Here is a 21072-nt window from a genome sequence, read left to right on the forward strand (position 1 = left end):
GATAAGGAGTCAATTCTGAGTCTGAATGGCAAGGCTTGCACTTGCATCTGACCGAGAGTTCAGCCTTTAGTAACAGTAATCTGCTGTCGGGCTGGATTAGTTATTTACGGGCTGAATACCGCGATTTACTAAGCAACGAATCGCACGTCAAGTCTCAATTCATACTAGCCCTGGCGATTATAAATCGCAGCTATACAGACAAAACCCACCTCCGTGGCAATACAGTTCGGTTAACGTGTTTATTCCTCGAAGATCCCCCCAACCCCCCTTAAAAAGGGGGGCTTTTTTTTCTTATTACCCCCTTTTTGAGGGGGTCGCCACAGGCGGGGGGATCTTATCCGAACCCTATTGACTTCCGTGGGTTTGAAACCCTTGATTTTATGTTAGTCCACGGAGGTGGACTAAGCTTTGTGTAGCCGCGAATTCTATTCGCCCAATACTTTGAAAATCTCCTTTAAAATTTAATTATCACTTGCGATTTTCACGCCGCCACTTACCCCGTACTAAGCGAATTTCATCAAAACTGTAACTTTCACCTAGTTGTTCTCGAATTGGCGTTAAAGAAATATCACCAAGCACTTCTAAAACTTGCCAAATTTTTTGTTGATGTTCGAGAGATACTAACTGATTTAAATCTACAGGCTGATTTTTTTCCATTAAATCTGTCAAATGACGAATGATTGTAGTGGGACGAATATTACGTTTTTGGGCAATTTCCGTAACACTTAAACCTTGTTTATGCAATTGGAATGTGAATATTTCTGTGTCTGAAGGTAAGCTAAGAGAGGGTATAAAATTAACCTGTGGTGGATCTACCAAACCTTTTTCTTGACGGTAGGCGCGAATTTCTGCGAGGAATTTATCGCCATATTGAGAAAGTTTGTGACTGCCTACGCCAGAAAGTTTACCAAATTCGGTTATTGTTGTAGGTTGTACCTGTGCCATCAATTTCAGGGTAGAATCCTGAAAGACAACGTAAGGTGGAACAGACTGTTCATCAGCAAGTTGTTTACGGAGCGATCGCAATCTCTGCATTAATATCTCTGCTTCAGCAGCTTTTTCACTCCCTTCTTCCCAAGTAATCTTCTGTGCTATGGGAACAGCAAGGGAAACTGTGTGCTGTCGCCGCATCACTTCCCAACTGAGGGCGTTAAGTTTCAAAACTGAGTAACCATCGCTAGTCTGTTCTAGCAACCCTTGATGTAAAAGCGATCGCCCCAGCATCCGCCATTCATCTACACTCTTATCTTTGCCAATACCATAGGTAGAAAGTTTATCGTGTTCATTTTGGGTGATTTTCTGGTTTTTTGCCCCCCGCAACACATCAATAATGTGCAACATCCCAAATCTTTCTTTACAACGCGCCACACAAGATAAAAACTTCATGGCTTCAATTGTCCAGTCTTGCATTGGTTTGGGATAACGGCAATTATCGCAGTTACCGCAATTCCCACTAAAACGTTCTCCAAAATAACCTAGCTGAATTGTCCGCCGGCAAACAGTACCTTCCGCATAGTCAATTACTTGACGCAGTTGTTGTTTAGCAATCAACTGTTCTTGGGGGTCAGTTTTTTGGTTAATACTCCATTCAATGGTTTTAATATCACTGAAACTGAAAAAAAGTGTACAACGTGAAGGTTCACTATCCCTTCCCGCCCTACCTGATTCTTGATAATAACTTTCCAAATTTCGTGGTAAATCAAAGTGAATTACTAACCGCACATCTGGCTTATTAATTCCCATACCAAAGGCAATTGTTGCCACCATAACGCGCACATCATCTCGAATAAATCGAGTTTGATTGCTGCTGCGTTCTTCATCAGTTAATCCGGCATGATAAGACAAGGCGGAAATCTGATCATTTTGCAATTTAAAGGTGAGTTCATCAACTTTTTTGCGCGTCAAGCAATAAATAATTGCTGAACCTTCATTTTCCCGAACGAGTTCTAACAATTCAGCGTAAGCAGACTTGGTTTTAGAACGAACTTCGTAGTAAAGATTTTGGCGATTAAAGCTAGCAATGTGGATACTGGGTTGCTTTAGCCCTAGTTGTTGGATAATATCAGCACGGACGCGATCGGTTGCGGTGGCGGTGAGGGCGAGGGTAGGGACATCAGGATAGCGTTTCCGCAGAGATTTCATCTGCCGATATTCTGGGCGGAAGTCGTGTCCCCACTCAGAGACGCAGTGGGCTTCGTCAATGGCAAAAGCCGCAATCCCAATTTTTTCCTTGACTAAATCGAGAAACGGGAGAAATCTTTCACTCAACAGACGTTCTGGGGCGACGTAAAGCAATCTAACTTTACCGCTGAGGATGGCTTCTTCCCGCGATCGCACTTTATAGGGATTCAGACTACTATTCAGAAATGTGGCAGCAATGTTATTATTTCGCAATCCTTCCACTTGGTCTTGCATCAAAGCGATTAATGGCGACACCACCACCGTTAAACCTTTTTTAATCAATGCAGGTAACTGAAAACATAAAGATTTTCCCCCACCCGTAGGCATCACAACCAATAAATCTCGATTTTGCAGCGCATCTTCGATAATTTGCCGTTGTCCGGGGCGGAATCTGTCGTAACCGAAGTGATATTTCAGCGCTTGTTCGAGATTGGGGTACTGAAGCATAGCGATCGCTTTTTCCGGGGCTGTCTGCGTGAGTAGTTATTGAAGATATCAGGATTTTAACTCACATCATCGGCAGCTTTGGTCAGACCTGTGTTTCTGTTGGCGATCGCACTAAATCAACCATCATAATATGAGCGATGTCTACGACGGGCTACGCCTACGCTTGATCAAGACAGTTGCTATAAAATCGGCGATCGTTCTATTCCCCTAGCATTCGGCTCAATCAATGCTATGATTAGCACAAATTTCTCACTTTAGGGATGCACGTAATCAGCAAAGTGAAATTGCGGGAATTCTGGGTTCAACACGCTGATTCTGAAGATGCTCTTAATGACTGGTACAAGTTTGCATCTATTGCGAACTGGTCTAATTTAGTAGATGTTCAGAAAAGATATCCGAAGGCTGAAACGGTTGGTAACTTTACAGTGTTTAACATCAAAGGTAATAACTATCGTTTGATAGTAGACATTAGATATTCCAGCCAGACAATTTTTATTAAATACGTTTTTACCCATCCTGAATACGATAAGGAAAGGTGGAAAGATGACCCCTACTTCTAGTCAACAAACTTACACTGACTTACTAATTCAGTATCAGCCTAAGCCAATTAAAACAGAACAGGAGTATAACAGAGCCTTAACAGCAGTAGAGGGGATGATGTCTGGCGAGTTGACAGAAGCTGAAACTGCGCTTTTTGAGTTGTTGGTTCTTCTGATTGAGAATTACGAAGAATGTCATTATTTGATGGGTGAATCAAAACCTGTGGCTACTTTGGAATCCCTCATGCATGAGTTTAATGTGGAGCCAAGTTCTTTAGTCGAGGTTTTTGACTCTGTTGAGATTATTAGGGAAGTAGTTAATGGTCAACGGAAAGTTAGTCAATCTCAAGCAGAGTCCCTAGCTAAATTTTTTAATGACCATTATTCTGGGCTTTCCCTAACGGCTCTCGACTTTGGACAGTGATAAAATTGAAGATTAAACAGTCACTATAAGATTAGCGATGTCTACGACGGGCTGTGGCTAGAAAATCGCCTCAGCATCCACCTAACCGAGAATTTGCAGTTCTTACTTTGCCTTTATGCTCTATCTGGGTACATTTTCCCTGTGATTCTAAAGCATCAATCTTTCGTAAAAGCGATATTCCCCACACTATAGAAATCACTAACTTAATTGTCATGCCCAAGAGCAAAAGTATTACTATTCTGGTAGATTTCTGTTGTTGAGCCAGTCTTTTTTGTTGTTCTGCAAGTCGTGCTTCAACTTCTTTGGCACGTTCGGCCTCTAATGCTTGCTGCACTTCTCGCCGATCTAATTCTTCACTAGCAGCTAAAAATCGATAATCTAAGTTATTCAAGCTTTTACCATTTGCCCAAGTTTGGGCATCAATCAAGGCTTGTCCACGTAATAAGCGAGATTCATCCTTTTGGTTTGAGGCTACCCATGCATTGAAGGTTTCGTAGTAGGGGCGCAAGTAAGCTAATTTTTTTCCAACCCATTCTAAATTGAAAACTTCTTGATAAATTCGGTTTTTGATTTGGAGAAAACCTTGCTTTTTGATCACCAAACCAGACAGCAACAGTTCTACCTGTTCTCGACTATCGTCAACTGGTACTTCCACTCCCTGGAGAATTTGTTGATAAATTCCTAGCAATCTGGCGGCAATTTGCTCGTTTCTGAGGATGCGATCGCGAATTGTCCTGAGATGCTCCGGTTCATCTTGTGATTCCCATTTCTCAATGATGTGCGATCGCACCACATTTTCTATCCAAAATTCTTCTGTGCCAGGGGGAATTTTGAGCTTTCGACCCATATCATCTTGAGATAAGCTGACAAGTAGCCGACACAGCTTTTGAGTAATAAATGGTTGCCCTTCTGTCCAAGCTAATACTTCTTGCAAAACTTTCTGAGGATGATTGTCTTTAATATCCAGTCCCAAAGATAGTGGTTGAGCTTCTTCAAATGTGAAACCATTTACTTGTATGGCTTTACCAAAATTAAACGGTGTAGTATGATTTCGATATAGAATTAATTCTGAAGGTGTCGCCACACCTAAAATTGCAAATGTAATCCGATGATACTCTGGATCAATTGCTCGTTGGTTATAACAGAACCGAATCAAGCTAAAAAAATCATCAACAGAGAAATCGAGGTTGAGAATACTATCAATTTCATCAATAAAAATAAATAGTTTTTCGTTAGGAAATTCAGCTAACAGAATTTCGGAAATAAACCGACTAAGTTTCTGAACCAGAGAAATATCATTTTGTTCTTGCCACCAGGTTTTTAAATTGACTTTTCCTAACAGTTTAAAACCCAACCATAGGTCGCCTACAACTCCCTTATACCACTGCTCTGGAGTTATATTTTCACAACCAATATTAGTCATATCAACGGTGGCACATTTAAAGCCCTCTTGTTGCAAGTGGTGCTTTGTTTTTACCATGAGTGAGGATTTGCCCATTTGCCTAGAACTCAGGATGTAGCAAAATTCACCCTGCTTCAAGGCTTCGTAAAGTTCCACATCCGCTTTGCGCTTAACATAACTAGGAGCGTCAGTGGTGAGTGTACCGCCAACTTGGTATCGATAATTCTTCATTTGATTGATTTTAAATTATTTCTATATCTAAATCAAGAAATTTGGATTGGGATAGCTGATAAAATTCCGAAAACACCGAGTATTTTTAGGATTTTTCTTCTAACAATTCACTAGTAGTCTGTCAAGTTTAAATTGATGGCTAAGCAAGTTCATAGTAAGGACTTTAGTCATGATTTTCTAAGCACTCTTCATGCTTATTACAAACCTTCAAAACTTGCTCAACAAAGTACTATAACTATTAGTACCCTAAGTGCTTTCCAAGCTGTTGGCTAAAATAAAGGCGATATAACTCACACATAGCGTGAGCTTGATTGCCGTTTAGTTTAACCAAACCCATGCTTTCTAGTTTGTAAGCAGCGATCGCGTCTAACTCCACTTTTTCATATGTTGCAATTACCTGTTGCATGGCTGACATTAATTCTGGTTCTTTTTGGAGTAGGGTTAACAGTTCTCGTAAATGCTGACTGTAAATTCCCACTGGTGTAGATGCGGTTTCTAGTAACACCTCTAATGTTATTTGCTTCTGACATAGATGATAAAGCGCAAGGCTCACCAAATAGGGATGTCCTCCTAACATTGTTTGTAGGGGTACAAGGCGTTTTGCCCCTTCGGAGTCTGCCGCACAATGTAGTCCATAACGTAATGCTAAATACTGTACCTGATTAAGAGTAAACGGTGGCAGCGTAATTGTTATCCCTACATTGAAAGGCGATTGGTTGAGGTTGAGCGGAATATAAATTTCTGTTGTGTGAACTACCACCATCCGCAGTTTTTGCCAGATTTGATCCTGCTTTGCTTGTTCATGCCAACATCGCAGCATTGGCAGAAAGTCTTGGGCAATATTGGGATGTTCAAAAACTCGATGGACTTCATTCAAAGCCAAAACTACAGGACTATGATCAATGTATTGCAGCAGATAGGCTTCAAAATAGATTTTGCAGCTTACCTTGCTGCCCATTTCCGTATCCCAAAAATCATCTATACAGGGAAGGAGATTTAACTGCCTGCTGACATTGACACAAAACCAACGCAAAAATTTATCAAGGGAAGCAAAAACGTCTTCGTCAGCTTCTTGAAAGTCCAAATAGACAATTTGATAACCTTGCTCTCTAGCATAAGCAATCATCCGGTTGAGCAGTGAACTTTTTCCCATCTTTCTAGGTGCTTTGATCCGGATTAAGCAACCAGGGTGTAAAATCTCATTACAAACAAGTTCTTCCAGGGGAGGGCGATTGATGTAAACAGGAGAACCCAGTGGTATAGGCCCGCTAGGAAATTCTATCTTGCTTGCTGAAAAAAAGTCTGGAAATATTTCTATGCTAGATTCTTTGCCGAACTTTTGTTGGCTCTGATTCTCCTGATCACCTATCTTGTCTTGCAGGTGTTTCTTCAAAGCTAAATGCAGATTTTTTTTCGTTACTCTTTTTCCAAGTGCAACGGAAAGGTCTTGCCACAACTGAGAGCCAACTTCCTTGATGTAATTGTCGCCGTAGCCTGATGCCTCTGCCATTTCACCGTAAGTTTTGCCCAACCACGATTGAGAGAGCACAAACCACTGAATGGAAGCAAGAGGCTTGTCTTGCAAAATTCTTTCTACTGCTTGCAGAATATCTTCCACGGATATTAAAGGTTAAACAATTAGTAGATGTATTTATCCACTTTGCCTTAGTAATAATATACTACCGAATAAATACCTAAAAAAAGAAAAAAAATCTGTACGGGTACAATCTTTTCCGCCATGATTAATCTTCAAATAAAGAAAATTATTATTGTGACACTTCAGAGTAGTAAAAGTGGATTTTAGTGAGAAAAGTCAGCCGCTACAAATGGAGAAATGGGGATTTAAAGACATTAGGGACTTCCAAGAAATAAATTATCCAATTTCACCGAGTCAAAACGATTTTCTCTCCCCCTCCTCCCTGCCCCCTGCCCTAAAAGCGATAGGACATTTTTTTATTTGGAAGTCCCTTACTTCTTCAGTGCCAGAGTCAAGCCATCTGCGATCGCGACTAAACTAAGACTAACTCGCTGGTCTTGATGCAGCTTTTGATTAAAGGCACGAATCTTTTTAGTTCTATTATCTTGCACTTGGGGGTCGGCAACCCTGCCTGACCAGAGGACATTATCGATCGCAATCAGTCCCCCCGATCGCACTAATTGCAGCGATCGCTCATAATAGCCATCATAGTTGCTCTTATCTGCATCGATGAAGGCAAAATCAAAGGTTTCCGCTTCATTTGTTGCGAGTAGCCGATCCAAAGTCTCTAAAGCTGGGGCAATGTGCAGTTGAATTTTATCCGCCACTCCTGCTTGCTGCCAATAGCGCCGAGCGATCGTTGTAAATTCCTCACTCACATCACAGGCTACCACCTTACCGTCGCTCGGTAACGCCAATGCCACCACCAGGGCACTATAGCCAGTAAATACCCCAATTTCCAAAGTTTTCTTAGCTGCCAACAACTGCACCAGTAACGCCAGAAACTGCCCCTGTTCGGGAGCAATCTGCATCCTCCCGATTGGATACTGAGCTGTTTCCTGTCTCAGTTGGGTCAAAATCCCTGGTTCTCGCAGAGAGACTGACAGTAAATAGTCATAGAGGTTTTGTTCGAGTCCTAGTGTTTGAGTTGTCATAACGTGCGTTCCTTTTTTTGAGAGTTAGCGATCGCCAACTCAACACTACAATTAGTACAACATTTCATTTAGGACTTATGCAATAACTCTCTGAAACTTTATTCCTTTGTGTCCTTTGCGTCCTTTGCGGTTCGTTTTTTCATGATTTTGCGTAAGTCTTGTCATTAATTCGTAGCGAATTAAATTTGGCAATATCGGGCAATGCCAATGCGTCGGCTTACATTGTTAATGCGTCGGCTTGCATTGTTAATGTATCGGTTTGCATTAATAATGCTACGCTTTTACACAAAGCTGTACTTAGTACTGAATGTATAGTCTTTTTCTTTACCTTTGCTCATAAATATCCAAAAAACCCCAAAATGCAATCTTCAAAATCCAAAAACTTTTGAGGATTGAATGTCTTTTAACTCAGGGATAAAAGCCAATAGCAGTAAATATCGAGACTTTGATATATATAAAGTTAACTTCCTAAATTTACCAGCAAAATACTCAATCCACTGCCTAATATTGACACTTTAAAGAAATTCAACCTATCGTCTGGAATAAGACTCGGCTGTTGTGTAAGAACTTCATAACTGAACTTTGCTCACCCAGAGGTTTTTGTAATGCCTATCGATTTATTGAGCCGCAAAAAAACTCATTTTGTCTTGTGGCGTCCCGATGCTTCAGAACTAGCTCCCGCTCTCTACATTGGCAACACTGCTCCCGAAAACCCAGACAGATTAGCTCAATTCAGAGAAATTCCGCTTCGTCAATCAACAGAATTTCCAGAATTGTGGGAAGTTTCGGCTCAAGAATCTGGTTTGACTGAAGGACAGGTCTACTTTTACTGGTTTAAAGTCCGCAACTCAGACCCCTACGACTCTGCCAATGCTAACCAAATTCTCTACTGCACAGATCCAACAGCGACAACTGTGGATCGACGCTTACGTGCACCAACGCCATCAGAATCGGGAGGTATTGCTAGCTTCGATCCAGCAAGCGTCGTGCTTTATCAAAATGAGACGCTGATTCCCTGTGATCCCCAAGGGCAAACTGTAAATTGGGAAGGCGATGCTGCTTTAGAGACGCTGCCAACCAATAATCAACTGGTGATTTACGAATTACCAACTCGCTGGACAAAGATTAACTCAAATGGATTGATTGAAGAAGGAAACGGCACATTTCGTGACGTACTAGCACTGTTGATCCCAGAAGCGATCGCTCCTACTTTTCCCATACTCAGCGCCTTGAATAACCGCGCTCATCTTGGGGAACTGGGAATCAACGCCCTAGAACTTCTGCCACCAGAAGACAGTGATGATAATCTCAATTGGGGCTATGGTACAGCAAATTATTTTGCAGCGGATTTTGACTTAGGAAGTCCAGATAGCGAGTCAGCACCTACTGCTTCGACTGATTTAGCTAATCTGATCAAAGTTTGTCATCAGCAAGGGTTGCGCTTTTTTGTGGATGTGGTGATGGCATTCTCGCGGAATAATCCTTACCATAACGTTAATTTTTTGGAATTTTACATCAAATGGGCCAGTGGTGATCCAGAACAAGGGTCAAGAGATGGCTTTGGTGGGGATTTATTTAAGTACGACTATTGGGTAGAGGGCTATAACCCGATTACTGGGCAAAAGTCCTGGCTTGTCCCAGCCCGTGAATACTTAAAAGCCCATATTGCCCACTGGTTGGAATACTATCGGGTTGATGGTCTGCGGTTGGATAGCGTCAACAATATTGCCAACTATGACTTTTTGCAGGAATTCAAAGATTTTGCCCGCACCCTTTGGGACAAAAGAGGTGGAATCGGCGATAGGTTCTTCGTAGTTGGCGAAGAGTTGAGTGTACCCTTATCTCTCATCCACCAAAATCGTCTGGATGGACTTTGGAATGAAAAGTTCAAGCAAATCATCCGACAGGTGATTTTAGGTAAGAATGCCTGGGATGAATCCAGCTTTGAGTGGAGTATCCGCAAACTAATTGATTGCCGAAACTTAGGCTTTACAGATGGTTCTCAGGCGGTAAACTATATAACTTCCCATGATGTTGGCGGTTATGGTAACGAGCGTTTCTTCAGCTACCTAGTTAGTAATGGAATTGATCATACTGAACCGCGGATTAAGTTGGCATTTGTCTGCTTGCTTACTGCTGTAGGAATTCCCATGATCCTTGCCGGAGACGAATTTGCCGATCAGCAGGATTTGCCTCCAACAGATGATCATAAGCAGATTGACCCTGTTAACTACAGCCGTGTGAAAGACGATTGGCGGCAACGCATTTTCCAATACGTTGCCAGGTTGGTTCGCTTGCGTAAGACTTCCGATGCTTTAGCTGTAAATGATACTCAATTTCTGCATGTTGACTTTAATGATGGTAAACGAGTTCTAGTTTGGCAGCGTGGTAATAAAGCCGATCAATTAGTAGTTGTTGTGGCGAATTTCTCTGACTACGGTACTCCTATTGGTTCTGAGTACAGAGTTCCGAATTGGCCTGCAACCCCAGTTGGCAAGCAGTGGAAGGAAATTACTCAAGAGCGGATAGTTCCATCTGAATGGGTAGGCAGAGAAGGTATCTTCCCTTGGGAAGCAAAAGTGTACGCTCTAGTTTAATCTCGATGCCGCTCAGTGAAAGATCATGTTTATGTCAGGTTTGGGACTTCAACGAAGAGGCAGGGGGAAATCACTCCATCAAGAGCAAAGCGGAGCATGGGTCTGAGTCCCCTAATTCTCCAAAGTGTGGTTCTCGTACCCTACGGGAAGCTGGCGCAACAGGTGGGGGAATCCCAATTCTTATCCCCCCTGCTCCCTGCTCCCTGCTCCCTGCTCCCTTGCCTCTTTTTGAACCAGACTTTTGACTTTTGACTTCCCTGAAGGGGCTGACCTATTATTTCTTGGCAGTCTTCTATCAAGAACTTCAAGTCTATGTGTAGTCTAAAACTTCCTCTAATTTTTCACCAAATTTCTGTTGAGAAATTCTGGGACTATGTGTTATTGACGACTCCAACCCGTAAGGCAATCCGCTTATACTTTTTTGCATTGTAGGGTACACCTGTATGCATGACTTGGGAGTTATCCCAAAACACAATATCTCCAGGTTGCCAAATATGGGCATAAACTGGGGTACAGTCGATAATTGTGGCAAATAAATCTTGCCAATACTGTTTAGCTTCTTCGGGCTTGTCTTCTAGCCCCTTGAGAATTGAACTGTTTGATCCCAAATATAGACAATAATGCCCAGTTACTTTGTGAGTAGAGACAATGGGATGTAATTTTCTGGGAATCTCCCCCCCTGGTTGTGGGGACATAGGCGACAAGTGATACATCGACAATAGCTGTAATTCCTGCTGATGTTGGTGATCAAGATTCTGGTAAGCTTCTACCATATCGAGAAAATTGGTGGTGTGAGGCTGTCCATCTATTCCTTCGCTAGGGATTTCCACGCCATAAAGTATCACCACATAGAGGCTATTCATATCCAGCCCCTCAGTTTTCGGGAGGTGGTCTTTGTCGTGATGCCATTGCCAAGCAATTTTGCCTACGACCTCTTGAGAAAGACCCTTGGGATTACCTAAAATGGCGACTCCAGGACTTTGTAAGTCTGGATTGATTTTGGGATCTAGAGGCTTGGGGCGATAACCGAGGGTTGAATCACCGAACGTATCTATGGCAAAGTGCTTCAACTGTGATGCCGTCAGTTTTTGCTTTCTGACAACAATAACCCCGTGTTCCCAAAGAGATTGCTTCAATTCCTGGATTTGTTGCTGTGTCAAGTCTGCAAGATTACAATCTTGTAGCACTTCCTTACCTAGTCTTGAATGCTGCTGTCTGGTCAACAATTTATTCACTCTAGAATCCATTTTTACTACATAATATTAGAGCCGAGAAAAGGCTACTGGGGTCAGTAGCAATTGCACTAACTAATCAACTATAATTTTACCAAAAGGGGGAAAAGTCTAAGCTTTGTAGCAATTGTTCCTGCTAAACAATACTGTAGCCAACTTACGAGGGTTAAACGGCTGTAAAAGCATTATTGTTCCCAAATTGGGATGCTCCCGACCTATTTTTATCGCCAGAGAGAAATACCACAAAATTCGGATGCTTATTCTGAAACTCAGTGGCTACATCCATCATTATGGGTACAAATGACTCTGAAAGTGATGTAGATTGTAATTATTATGCAATAAACCAGCGCACAGACATTCTATATATGTAGACATATTGCATACCAAGCCTTTGCTTGAGTTACTCGCCTAAACCCTTTTAGAATTAAAACTATTGTAGGGAAATTGTATAAATAAACTTGCTTTTATTCTGGGAGGTATGATGAGCCGTCCAATAATTCTTGGTATTGTCGGCGACAGCGCTGCTGGGAAAACAACACTAACGCGAGGAATCGCTCAGGTACTCGGCCCAGAAAATGTCACAATCATCTGTACAGATGATTACCACCGTTACGATCGCAAAGAACGTGCAGAAATTGGCATCACTGCCCTCCACCCGGACTGCAACCACTTAGATATTATGCAGCAACACCTGTCGTTGCTACGCACAGGACAACCGATTCTCAAACCAGTTTACAGCCATAAAACCGGCACATTCGAGCCACCGCAGTATATCAAGCCCAATAAATTCGTGATTATTGAGGGATTACTCGGTTATTCGACTCGTGCTGCCCGTGATTCTTATGATGTTAAAGTTTACCTTGCCCCCCCTGAAGAACTACGCGCTAAGTGGAAAGTCAAGCGAGACACCCAAAAGCGCGGCTACACTGCCCAACAAGTGCTGGCGGAACTAGAAAAGCGGGAACCAGACTCAGGACAATTTATTCGTCCGCAACGACAATGGTCTGATATAGTCATTAGTTTCTATCCACCCACTGAAGAAGAAGATGAAACCAATGGACACCTGAATGTCCGTCTGGTACTACGTCCGACAATTCCCCACCCAGATTTTACCCAGATTATCAGCTCTGGCTATGGTAATTCCTCTTCAGCAATCCGCCTGGGGCTAGACAGGGATATGAGTAAGCCCGTAGATGTGTTAGAAGTTGATGGTCATGCCACTTTAGAACAGGTGAATAAACTAGAGCATATTATTTGTTCTGATATGCCTCATTTACGAAATATTTGCGATCGCGAAAGTAACCCAGAACTGGGCAGAATTGCTGGTACAACTGGAGAAACACTCCAGAGTTATCCCCTCGCCCTTACTCAGTTGATCATTACCTACCATATGCTGAAAGCAACGCAAATTCATTCAGTAATCAGCGAAGCTCAAGGGATTTAACGGGTTTGCGATCGCGTTTAGTGTTGGGCTGTTGAATTATGCGATGCCTACGGCGGTAAACTACGTACTATGCTTACTCAAACTTAGATGCAGAAACGCACCCTTCTATTGGCTCATACTCATCTTCTAGCAACCAGAATTGAGCCTCTTCGTAACTTTAACAAGTAAATATGACTTTATAACCCTCGGCAGGATCGTATACAGAACACTTTCCCTATCGATCAACAAGAAGTAACAACACATAGGGAGGCGACAGCATTGCATGAATCCAGACTTCCCTCGCCAAACTCTTAGTTATTCTTCACTGGCTCAGGTGCCAGGAGTGACGTGGTATCGATTTTCTGCATCAATTTTCACCTCTGCATAAAATAGCAGAATGCTTGATCCATCTGGACTAACTCTGTAACCAGAGGATTACTAAAGTATCTGGTAGCCTACGCCCCATAGACGTAAAATATCACGACAACCATCTTCAAAAGCTTCTTGAAAATTGATCATTTGAAAACTCGATAACACCCAAGAAAGCTGATCATAATCACAATGTTGATAGACAATTGGAATAATCTTATTTTCAAAACGATTCTGTTGAAGGGCAAATATTAACTCCCGCTTAACCCACATTGAATCTACTGAGTTTGGAGAGAGCACTACAAGGAACCAATCACATCTTTTTAGTGCATTTCCAATCTCATCATGCCATTGCTGTGCGCCTAAGATGTTCGTTTTGCTGTACCAAACTGGAATGCCATGATGACGCAGAACCTCTGCCAATTTAGAAACAAATTCTTGATCTCGGCTTGAATGGGAAAGAAAAGCTTCACTTGGGATCATTTTTGGCAACTCTACTCCTGTTAAGCAGCAGCTTTTTTAAGAGCTTGGGTAATATTTCTCAAACCTTCCTCATCGTGCTCAAGATTTGATATGTAAATCATCCCAAATTTTTTCAGAATCCAGGGAATTTTCAGTTCTAATTGAGAAAGTTGTTCAGAAGGAGCAGCAAGGACAGGAATTACCCGGCCTTTATAGCCCTGTTCGCCTAGAGCATAACCTACTTCGGCATTTATATAGGGAGAATCAACCGAGTTAGGTGTTAGTAAAACAACCATTGCATCAGACTCTCGAAGTTCATTAGCAATGAGTTGTGCCCAGTTATCGCCCGGAAAGATTTGAGTATCGTTCCAAACTTGGAAATCTGCATTTCGCAGAGCATCAACAATTTGCTTAACTAACTTTGTATCTTTAGAGCTGTGGCTGATAAATACCTTCATCTCATCTTCTATCTCAAGTATGTTTCGATTAATAGACTAAATCCAATTTTATCCGAATCTTGTGGCAAGTATTTGGGAAGATGGTGTTATCAAAGGTGTCTCTACAGAGGAACTAGAGATAAAATTCCCCAAAATTAAAGATTTTCTCAAATAAAGATGATTTCTAGAGCAAACAAGGGATAACTAAGGATAGTTTGATGTGTGGTGACGATTATCTTAGTTTATGACCTATTGCCTCAGAATTGCCGACTTACCTACAAATGAGCGTCCGCGTGAACGTCTAATGACGCATGGTGCTAAAATTTTAGGCACAGCAGAGTTAATTGCAATTCTTCTAGGCACTGGCCAAGGACCAGGGAAACTGTCGGCTGTGGGTTTGGGACAATATATTTTGAGTGAATTAGGCAAACACCAGCGCGATCCTTTAGCAGCTCTGCGAGAAGTGACACCCGCAGAGTTGATGCAAATTTCTGGTGTTGGCCCAGCGAAGGCGACAAGTCTCTTAGCAGCGATTGAATTGGGCAAACGCGCCTTTCAATCTCGTCCTTCAGAAGGCACACTAATTGATAGCCCACTTGCTGCGGCTGCTACCCTCAGTCAAGATTTGATGTGGCAAACAAAAGAACGTTTTGCAGTGGTGCTGTTAGATGTGAAGAATCGTTTGCTGGGTACGCAAGTAATTACTATTGGCACCGCAACCGAAACCTTAGCCTCTCCCCGTGAAATCTTTCGAGAAGTTATTCGTCAAGGCGCAACGCGGGTAATAGTTGCCCACAACCATCCTTCTGGGAACCTTGAACCCAGCCAGGAAGATATAGAATTGACGCGCCAATTGTTAGCAGGGGCACAGCTTTTGGGCATTCCGCTGCTAGATCATCTGATTTTGGGCAATGGCAATCATCAAAGTTTACGGGAACTGACAACTTTGTGGGATGAGCATCCACAGGGGGATTAATCAATTACCCAATAAAGATAATATCGTTCACTATCTACCCAGCCTCTCTGAAAATCTTTGATCTGAACAATCTTCAAATCATTGCGGTTAACATTCAGTTTTTTATTTAAAATCAGCAAAATTTTCTTTTGCTCATCTTTTTTTGTGAGGAGAGAATTAATTTGGCTTAATATCTCAGCTTGTTCAACATCTTGACGACCTTTTTTAAATAGGGTAAAGCTTCCCATTTTTTGAAGCTCAGGATAGTAAAACTTTCGATTGAGATAACCTGCTAAAGGAGCCATATTTGCATCTCGGCTGGCAACAATAAACTCATTATTTAACCCAGTTTTTTGAATATATTCAGCTGTTTCCCGACTCGCAGAAAATGGTACAACTAAATCTCTTGAAAAACTATAAATACCTCCCCCAAACTGGACATAAAGAATTAGCATAAAAGCGATGTAATGCCATTTTTGAACAAATGTAATTGAAGTTGGACGAACAGAAAACTTGTTAAGTAAAACTGTAGACTCTTGATAATAACTTCCCAGCCATAAAGCCGCTATCAAAACTAAATAAAAATGTCCAAAATGCCGAGGCATCCCGATAAATCTCAAGTATGTAAAAGCAAATATTACACAAGTACCTATAATGTAGAAAAAGAGGGGAACTGGCTTTTTAGATAATTTAATCAAGGTTAAAATTACAATGAATAGAGCAATTGCCGCACAAACAATTAAATCCAGCCATCTTTTGTGTGCAGGAATGATTAATAAATAACTCCCAAATATTCTACCTATGCTTCTCAATAAATGACGGATATCTAATTGCATTAGCCAACCATTATTTAACCCACCATAAAGATAACTATCGGTCGGAGGAGTCAGAATATAAATGGATAAAATAAAAGAAGATATAATAATTACAATACTTAAAAATAAGTCGGATTTTTGGCTTTGACTAAAATACTGCTGGCGATGTTGGCTATCAAAACAAAATTCAGCTAGCAAAGTCAATGATAAAGAAAATGATACGAATAAACCATAAACATTACTATTTGCTAGTAAACCCAATAAAATTGCCAAATAAGCATAAGTTCTTTTTCTGGATGAAAAAATCGTACAGAATGTAAAGATGAACAACATACTAAAGGCATAATCTCGAGAAATTAAAAGATATTCATAAAAAGGAAAGAAACCAAAGGAAAACAGAAATTTTTGTTGATAATTAAAAGGGCTATATAGACAAAAAACAGCAACTGAAACAACTGTGAGCGCCAAATGAAAAATTTGTATAATAATAGGATTATCCACTATTTTTCTGAGAATTGCCAGAGAAAAATACCAGAGAACAGGATGACCTTCATAATGAATATTTGTAATTAAATCTCCTAACGATTCACTATCTCTGACAATCAGCCAGGGATTTAGTTCATCTCGCCACATCGAATGGTTGAGAATACCTATTAAACCAAGAACAGAAAAAATAATGATAATAAACCAAGGCGAATGAAAAGGTAATATCGAAGTATTTTTGATAATTTTTTGGTTTAACATTGTTAGTTCAGAATAAAATTTATTTGGATCATAGTTATATATATACGGTCGCTCGTCCAGGCATATAGTCATACACCTTCTACTTCGATAAATAGATAGATTACCACATTCTCGTATTAGTGGGATAGATTCTTGAATGAGTGTGTGAAATCTGAGTGGGTTACACAAGGGGGTAATTGCTATAGCAGTGGGTAGTGGGTACACTGTTAGCGGTAGCGAGGTACTGGCCCGTTCAGTTCTGAACCCACACGCTGAAGTTGCTAATTTGGCATGAATGAGGAGAGAATCTATCAGTCGAGTCCAAATAACTTTCCAAAACGTAATAGTGGATGTTACTGAATTAGTCAAAGTTTCAATTATTCTCTTGCTCGTTGCTACAGGTGTAGCTTTGCTATCCCGGCGGTTGCGAATTCCTTATGTTGTGGGTTTAGTATTAGCAGGTTTGCCCATCACTGAGCTATTGTCTCGTCCGATTGGTTTAAATCCAACCCTTGTTTTGAATCTTTTCCTGCCAATTCTCCTCTTTGAAGCTGGTATCAATACAGATGTCAGTCGCCTACGCAGCACCTTTAAACCAATTGCCCTACTAGCTGGGCCAGGGGCTATGCTTTCCAGTGGTATTATTGCCGTCCTGTTGAAATTTGGGCTGGGGCTGAGTTGGATACCTGCCTTATTTGTAGGAGTAATGCTGGCAAATACTGATACAGTTTCAATGATTGCCATCTTTAAGGAAATACCGGTGCCCTCCCGGCTTTCCACCATCGTTGAAGGAGAAACCCTATTTAACGATGCTGCTGCCCTAGTTACGTTCAACCTGGTTTTGCAAGTATATTCGACAGGTTCACTCACCTTACTACAGGGAATCCAACAATTCCTATTTATCTCTCTAGGAGGCTGCCTTATGGGGTTAGTCTTAGGCTACTTGAGCATACCTGTATTCGCCCGTTTGGATGATCCCCTTAGCAGTCTATTACTGACGGTAGCAGTTGCATTAGGCACTTTCCAGGCTGGAGAATTTCTAGATGTATCAGGTGCTGTCGCCGTAGTTGTAGCTGGATTAATTTTCGGGAATTTAGGGCTTTCTGGCAATACTTCTGCTTCTAGTCGTATTACCTTGTTGAGTTTCTGGGAATATGCCAGTTTTACTGTCAACACCTTTATTTTTCTATTGATTGGTGTAGAAATAGACCTGGTAACGCTCTGGAAAACTTTACCTGCAATTCTACTTGCAGTTTTGGCTTATCAAGTCGCACGAGTTGTTACCGTCTATCCACTGCTAGCAGTAGTTCGTTGGTTTGACCGCCCAATTCCCCTACGCTGGCAACATTTACTGTTTTTAGGTAACATCAAAGGTTCACTCTCAATGGCTTTGGCATTGAGCTTACCCACTACATTACCAGAGCGAGAAGTCCTGATTGCTCTAGTCTTCGGCAGTGTGCTGGTGTCGTTAGTCGCACAGGGTTTAAGTTTGCCTTGGGTGGTAAAACGCTTAAAATTATCTAAATTTTCAGAAGTTCAACAACAGGTTGAAGAATTACAAGCCCAGTTGATGACAGGTAAGGCAGCACAGGATGAATTAGATAGCTTGTTGAAATCAGGGGTGTTACCAAAAGCCGTTTATGAAGAGATGCGTTCAGCTTATCAGGTGCGAATCGCAGGAGCAGAAAAGATCCTGCGGGAACTTTATAATCGTCGCCCTGATGAGTTGGAAGGCAAAAGTGGCAAAATTAGTAAACTTGATGCCATTCGCCGCCGTTTACTGCTGGCAGAAAAAGGAGCGCTCAATGAGGCAATGCGGAAGCGAATTCTCTCAGAAGAAATTGTGCGCGGACGGATACAAACTCTTGATGAACAATTGCTGAAGCTAGAAGATGATTAGACATCTGACAAAAATCCTGGTTGATTATTTGGAACTACAGATCAATTATCGGGAACATCTCAATTTTGCAAAAGTCAACCAAATAAAATTTGAAGAGGAATTCAAAACTCAGAATTCGGGAGCGGAGCCGGAGACACTCCGCCTCCGGTCAGAATCAATCAGTGGGGGATTCAGACCCGCCACTGAATTGTTGTACCACCAAATTTTCTTGTTTTGTGGGGGTCTTAAACCCGTTTATTCATTCGCTTTTTCGGTCAGAATACCTTTCCTGTATTCTGACTCCTGACTCCTTAATTCTGTTTCGATAAAACCTGTGTAATAACGTGGCAAAGCTAAAATAGTGCAATATAAAAATTGGATTATATTTTTAAACTTGAATTTTCCAGAGATTTTTCATGCATCATTTTAGCCATGTCATACTAGTAGGGTGCGTTAGTGAAATGTAATGCACCATTTGCTGAACATTCGGTGCGTTACGGTTTCGCCTAACACACCCTACTTTGTTTATTTTTTTAGTTTAACTATTTAGTTGTTTTGACTTTTGATGACTCTCCCAGGACTGATAAAAGAAATTCCTTGTTGAAAGTCAGTACCAATCATGACTGCTTCCACTATAGGTTCAGACATTTTTGTCTGGGCTACCCACTCGACAATAAAGTTTGCGCCTAAACCTCCACTCGTGTCATTTCTATTTATAAAAAAATCTGTAGAAGCTAGGGCATCAAGTTGAATAGGTTGCTCCAAATATTGTTTAACTAATTTCCCCTCTGAGTTATAGTAGCGCACAGAAGTAATGATGATGGGATTGGTCAAATCTGTATTCCGAATACTGAGCGTAACTGCTAACTCGAAAATCTCCTGCCGATTGTGATGATAGATATGAGAATAGACAGGAACATAAACAGTTTGACCGCTTGCTATCTTAAAATTCTTATCCACCGTCACTATTTTTTGAGATGGGGTTGCTTGAGTAATATCGGGTTGTGACTTGGGTGGAGTATTTGTTGATTGACAAGATGCCAGAAAAATAACAGCGATCGCTAAATAAATATGTGGATAAGGCTTCATCAAAACTATTTACACCAATTATTTATAGATGTGTAGCTAACCCCACCTAATAAAGAGTTTAGGTAGGGACTGCGTTTAACATCTTTGTTCAATAAAATCAATGACTTGATGTAAAGATCCTGGTTTAGTCACAATCAGTACAGTTGAATTAGGTTCCAGTATTGTACTGCCGTTAGGAATCATCAAATCTTCATGGGGATGGGGTTGATAGCCAATAATTAGCGAGCCAGTAGGGAATCGGGCATCCTGAGCGATTTCGGCAACACTACGATTAACAACATAGCAATTGTTTGGGATGGGAAGTTTCAAAACCTCAATTTGCCCTTGCTCAAAATGCATCATTGATTCCACTTCCGGAAACTCAATCGCATTCACCATCGTTGAAACCGCTAGTTCAACAGTACTGATGATATGGTTGGCTCCAGCTATACGCAAGGGTTCAGCAAAATCGTGGTGGCGCATCCGACTTAAAATATGGGGGACACCGTAGTGTTTAGCAAGAGTCGCCATTGCTAAGTTTAAGGCATCACTTCTCAGAACAGCTGCCAAGGAGCCGGCTTTGCGAATCCCAGCTTCTAACAATACTTCTGTACTCACAGCACTGCCCTCAAAAGCCATTGCTCCTACTTGTTCACGGGCATAGCGGCAAGCGTTAGGGTCAATGTCAATAACGGCAACAATATGCCCCAGTTCTACCAGTTTCTGGGCTAAACTCAGCCCCACTAATCCTGCTCCACCAATCAGTACGTACATAGCTGTTCTTGATGCTCTGTAACTTCTTACTTCACTCTATAGGCTAACAATGAAATGAAGATGTAGCTTGAGAGACTGCTGGGTACTGAGGGCTGTTAGCGTCGCGGGACGTAGCCCGTGCTGAGTACTGAGTGAAGATACTAACATTTTGCACCAGTTGCTTTATTGCAATTTTTGTAGGGTAGGCACCGCTTAATGTTCATTCAAACCCTTATTTTTACGTTGTGGGCGATGCCCACCCTACGGTTATTGAGAATGCTGCAATATATCACAATACTGATACCAGGAAATAAAAAAGAATACAACAAATATATTCCGTCGGGGCGCAAGTCCTTGCGCCCCAACGAAGGTTGGATGTGTTGCAAAGATTTTTTCAATTAGCTTTGGTAATATAAAAACTATAAACTATTCTACTAAGTAAGTCTGCGAGAAAAATTCAATGTATATGAAGAAATATATTCTTGTTGTAGGGTGTGTTACGCC

General features: G+C 41.4%; 17 protein-coding genes. 6 read left to right on the top strand and 11 right to left on the bottom strand.

The window, feature by feature from the left end; all coding sequences use genetic code 11:
* Positions 1 to 468 precede the first annotated feature (468 nt).
* On the bottom strand, positions 469 to 2628 hold the full coding sequence (gene recQ, locus V7K85_RS31625; RefSeq protein WP_334819930.1) for a DNA helicase RecQ: 2160 nt from the start codon (positions 2626 to 2628) through the stop codon (positions 469 to 471).
* Between the two features lie 260 nt (positions 2629 to 2888).
* Here recQ and V7K85_RS31630 point away from each other — a divergent pair, with 260 nt between their 5' ends.
* Together V7K85_RS31630 and V7K85_RS31635 are read left to right on the top strand one after the other, a co-directional pair.
* Entirely contained in the window at positions 2889 to 3188 is a 300-nt protein-coding gene (locus V7K85_RS31630) for a type II toxin-antitoxin system HigB family toxin (RefSeq protein WP_334819932.1), read from the top strand.
* A complete protein-coding gene (locus tag V7K85_RS31635; RefSeq protein ID WP_334819934.1) occupies positions 3172 to 3591 on the top strand; it encodes a helix-turn-helix domain-containing protein in 420 nt (139 codons plus the stop codon). Before V7K85_RS31630 ends, V7K85_RS31635 begins: the two co-directional genes overlap by 17 nt.
* A gap of 70 nt (positions 3592 to 3661) precedes the next feature.
* Here V7K85_RS31635 and V7K85_RS31640 read toward each other — a convergent pair whose 3' ends face one another.
* The 3 genes from V7K85_RS31640 to V7K85_RS31650 form a co-directional block, all read right to left on the bottom strand.
* Positions 3662 to 5224, bottom strand: a complete 1563-nt coding sequence (locus V7K85_RS31640) for an AAA-like domain-containing protein (RefSeq protein WP_334819936.1) — start codon at positions 5222 to 5224, stop codon at positions 3662 to 3664.
* 238 nt (positions 5225 to 5462) lie between these two features.
* The gene (locus tag V7K85_RS31645) at positions 5463 to 6842 is read right to left on the bottom strand and encodes an AAA-like domain-containing protein (protein ID WP_334819938.1); all 1380 of its coding nucleotides are present in this window, start codon (positions 6840 to 6842) and stop codon (positions 5463 to 5465) included.
* 350 nt (positions 6843 to 7192) lie between these two features.
* The gene (locus V7K85_RS31650; RefSeq protein WP_334819940.1) at positions 7193 to 7855 is read right to left on the bottom strand and encodes a class I SAM-dependent methyltransferase; all 663 of its coding nucleotides are present in this window, start codon (positions 7853 to 7855) and stop codon (positions 7193 to 7195) included.
* Between the two features lie 605 nt (positions 7856 to 8460).
* Here V7K85_RS31650 and V7K85_RS31655 point away from each other — a divergent pair.
* Positions 8461 to 10452, top strand: coding sequence for an alpha-amylase family glycosyl hydrolase (locus V7K85_RS31655; protein ID WP_334819942.1), 1992 nt, complete (start codon positions 8461 to 8463; stop codon positions 10450 to 10452).
* Between the two features lie 371 nt (positions 10453 to 10823).
* Here V7K85_RS31655 and V7K85_RS31660 read toward each other — a convergent pair whose 3' ends face one another.
* Complete coding sequence (locus V7K85_RS31660; RefSeq protein WP_334819944.1) at positions 10824 to 11675, bottom strand: TauD/TfdA dioxygenase family protein; 852 nt, start codon at positions 11673 to 11675, stop codon at positions 10824 to 10826.
* Between the two features lie 490 nt (positions 11676 to 12165).
* Here V7K85_RS31660 and V7K85_RS31665 point away from each other — a divergent pair, with 490 nt between their 5' ends.
* Positions 12166 to 13128: a phosphoribulokinase gene (locus V7K85_RS31665; protein ID WP_334820232.1), complete on the top strand. Its 963-nt coding sequence runs from the start codon at positions 12166 to 12168 to the stop codon at positions 13126 to 13128.
* A 309-nt stretch (positions 13129 to 13437) separates the two neighbouring features.
* Here the strand turns inward: V7K85_RS31665 and V7K85_RS36735 are convergent, their stop codons facing one another.
* Genes V7K85_RS36735 through V7K85_RS31675 form a run of 3 tightly spaced genes read right to left on the bottom strand, consistent with a single transcriptional unit; the run spans position 13438 to position 14396 of the window.
* Entirely contained in the window at positions 13438 to 13506 is a 69-nt protein-coding gene (locus tag V7K85_RS36735) for a hypothetical protein (protein WP_442940638.1), read from the bottom strand.
* A 39-nt stretch (positions 13507 to 13545) separates the two neighbouring features.
* Positions 13546 to 13959, bottom strand: a complete 414-nt coding sequence (locus V7K85_RS31670) for a toll/interleukin-1 receptor domain-containing protein (RefSeq protein ID WP_334819946.1) — start codon at positions 13957 to 13959, stop codon at positions 13546 to 13548.
* 20 nt (positions 13960 to 13979) lie between these two features.
* Complete coding sequence (locus V7K85_RS31675) at positions 13980 to 14396, bottom strand: toll/interleukin-1 receptor domain-containing protein (protein ID WP_334819948.1); 417 nt, start codon at positions 14394 to 14396, stop codon at positions 13980 to 13982.
* A 223-nt stretch (positions 14397 to 14619) separates the two neighbouring features.
* On the opposite strand from V7K85_RS31675, the gene radC reads away from it, so the two are divergent.
* A complete protein-coding gene (gene radC, locus V7K85_RS31680) occupies positions 14620 to 15351 on the top strand; it encodes a RadC family protein (RefSeq protein WP_334819950.1) in 732 nt (243 codons plus the stop codon).
* On the opposite strand, the gene V7K85_RS31685 is transcribed toward radC, so the two are convergent.
* Complete coding sequence (locus V7K85_RS31685; RefSeq protein ID WP_334819952.1) at positions 15348 to 16889, bottom strand: hypothetical protein; 1542 nt, start codon at positions 16887 to 16889, stop codon at positions 15348 to 15350. The genes radC and V7K85_RS31685 overlap by 4 nt on opposite strands.
* Before the next feature lie 325 nt (positions 16890 to 17214).
* Between V7K85_RS31685 and V7K85_RS31690 the strand changes: the two genes are divergently transcribed.
* On the top strand, positions 17215 to 18768 hold the full coding sequence (locus V7K85_RS31690; protein ID WP_334819954.1) for a cation:proton antiporter: 1554 nt from the start codon (positions 17215 to 17217) through the stop codon (positions 18766 to 18768).
* A 525-nt stretch (positions 18769 to 19293) separates the two neighbouring features.
* On the opposite strand, the gene V7K85_RS31695 is transcribed toward V7K85_RS31690, so the two are convergent.
* Both V7K85_RS31695 and V7K85_RS31700 read right to left on the bottom strand, forming a co-directional pair.
* The gene (locus V7K85_RS31695; protein ID WP_334819956.1) at positions 19294 to 19836 is read right to left on the bottom strand and encodes a DUF3124 domain-containing protein; all 543 of its coding nucleotides are present in this window, start codon (positions 19834 to 19836) and stop codon (positions 19294 to 19296) included.
* A 75-nt stretch (positions 19837 to 19911) separates the two neighbouring features.
* The gene (locus V7K85_RS31700; RefSeq protein WP_334819957.1) at positions 19912 to 20589 is read right to left on the bottom strand and encodes a potassium channel family protein; all 678 of its coding nucleotides are present in this window, start codon (positions 20587 to 20589) and stop codon (positions 19912 to 19914) included.
* Positions 20590 to 21072 lie beyond the last annotated feature (483 nt).

The sequence above is a fragment of the Nostoc sp. genome (assembly GCF_036917615.1).
Taxonomy (GTDB): Bacteria; Cyanobacteriota; Cyanobacteriia; order Cyanobacteriales; family Nostocaceae; genus Nostoc.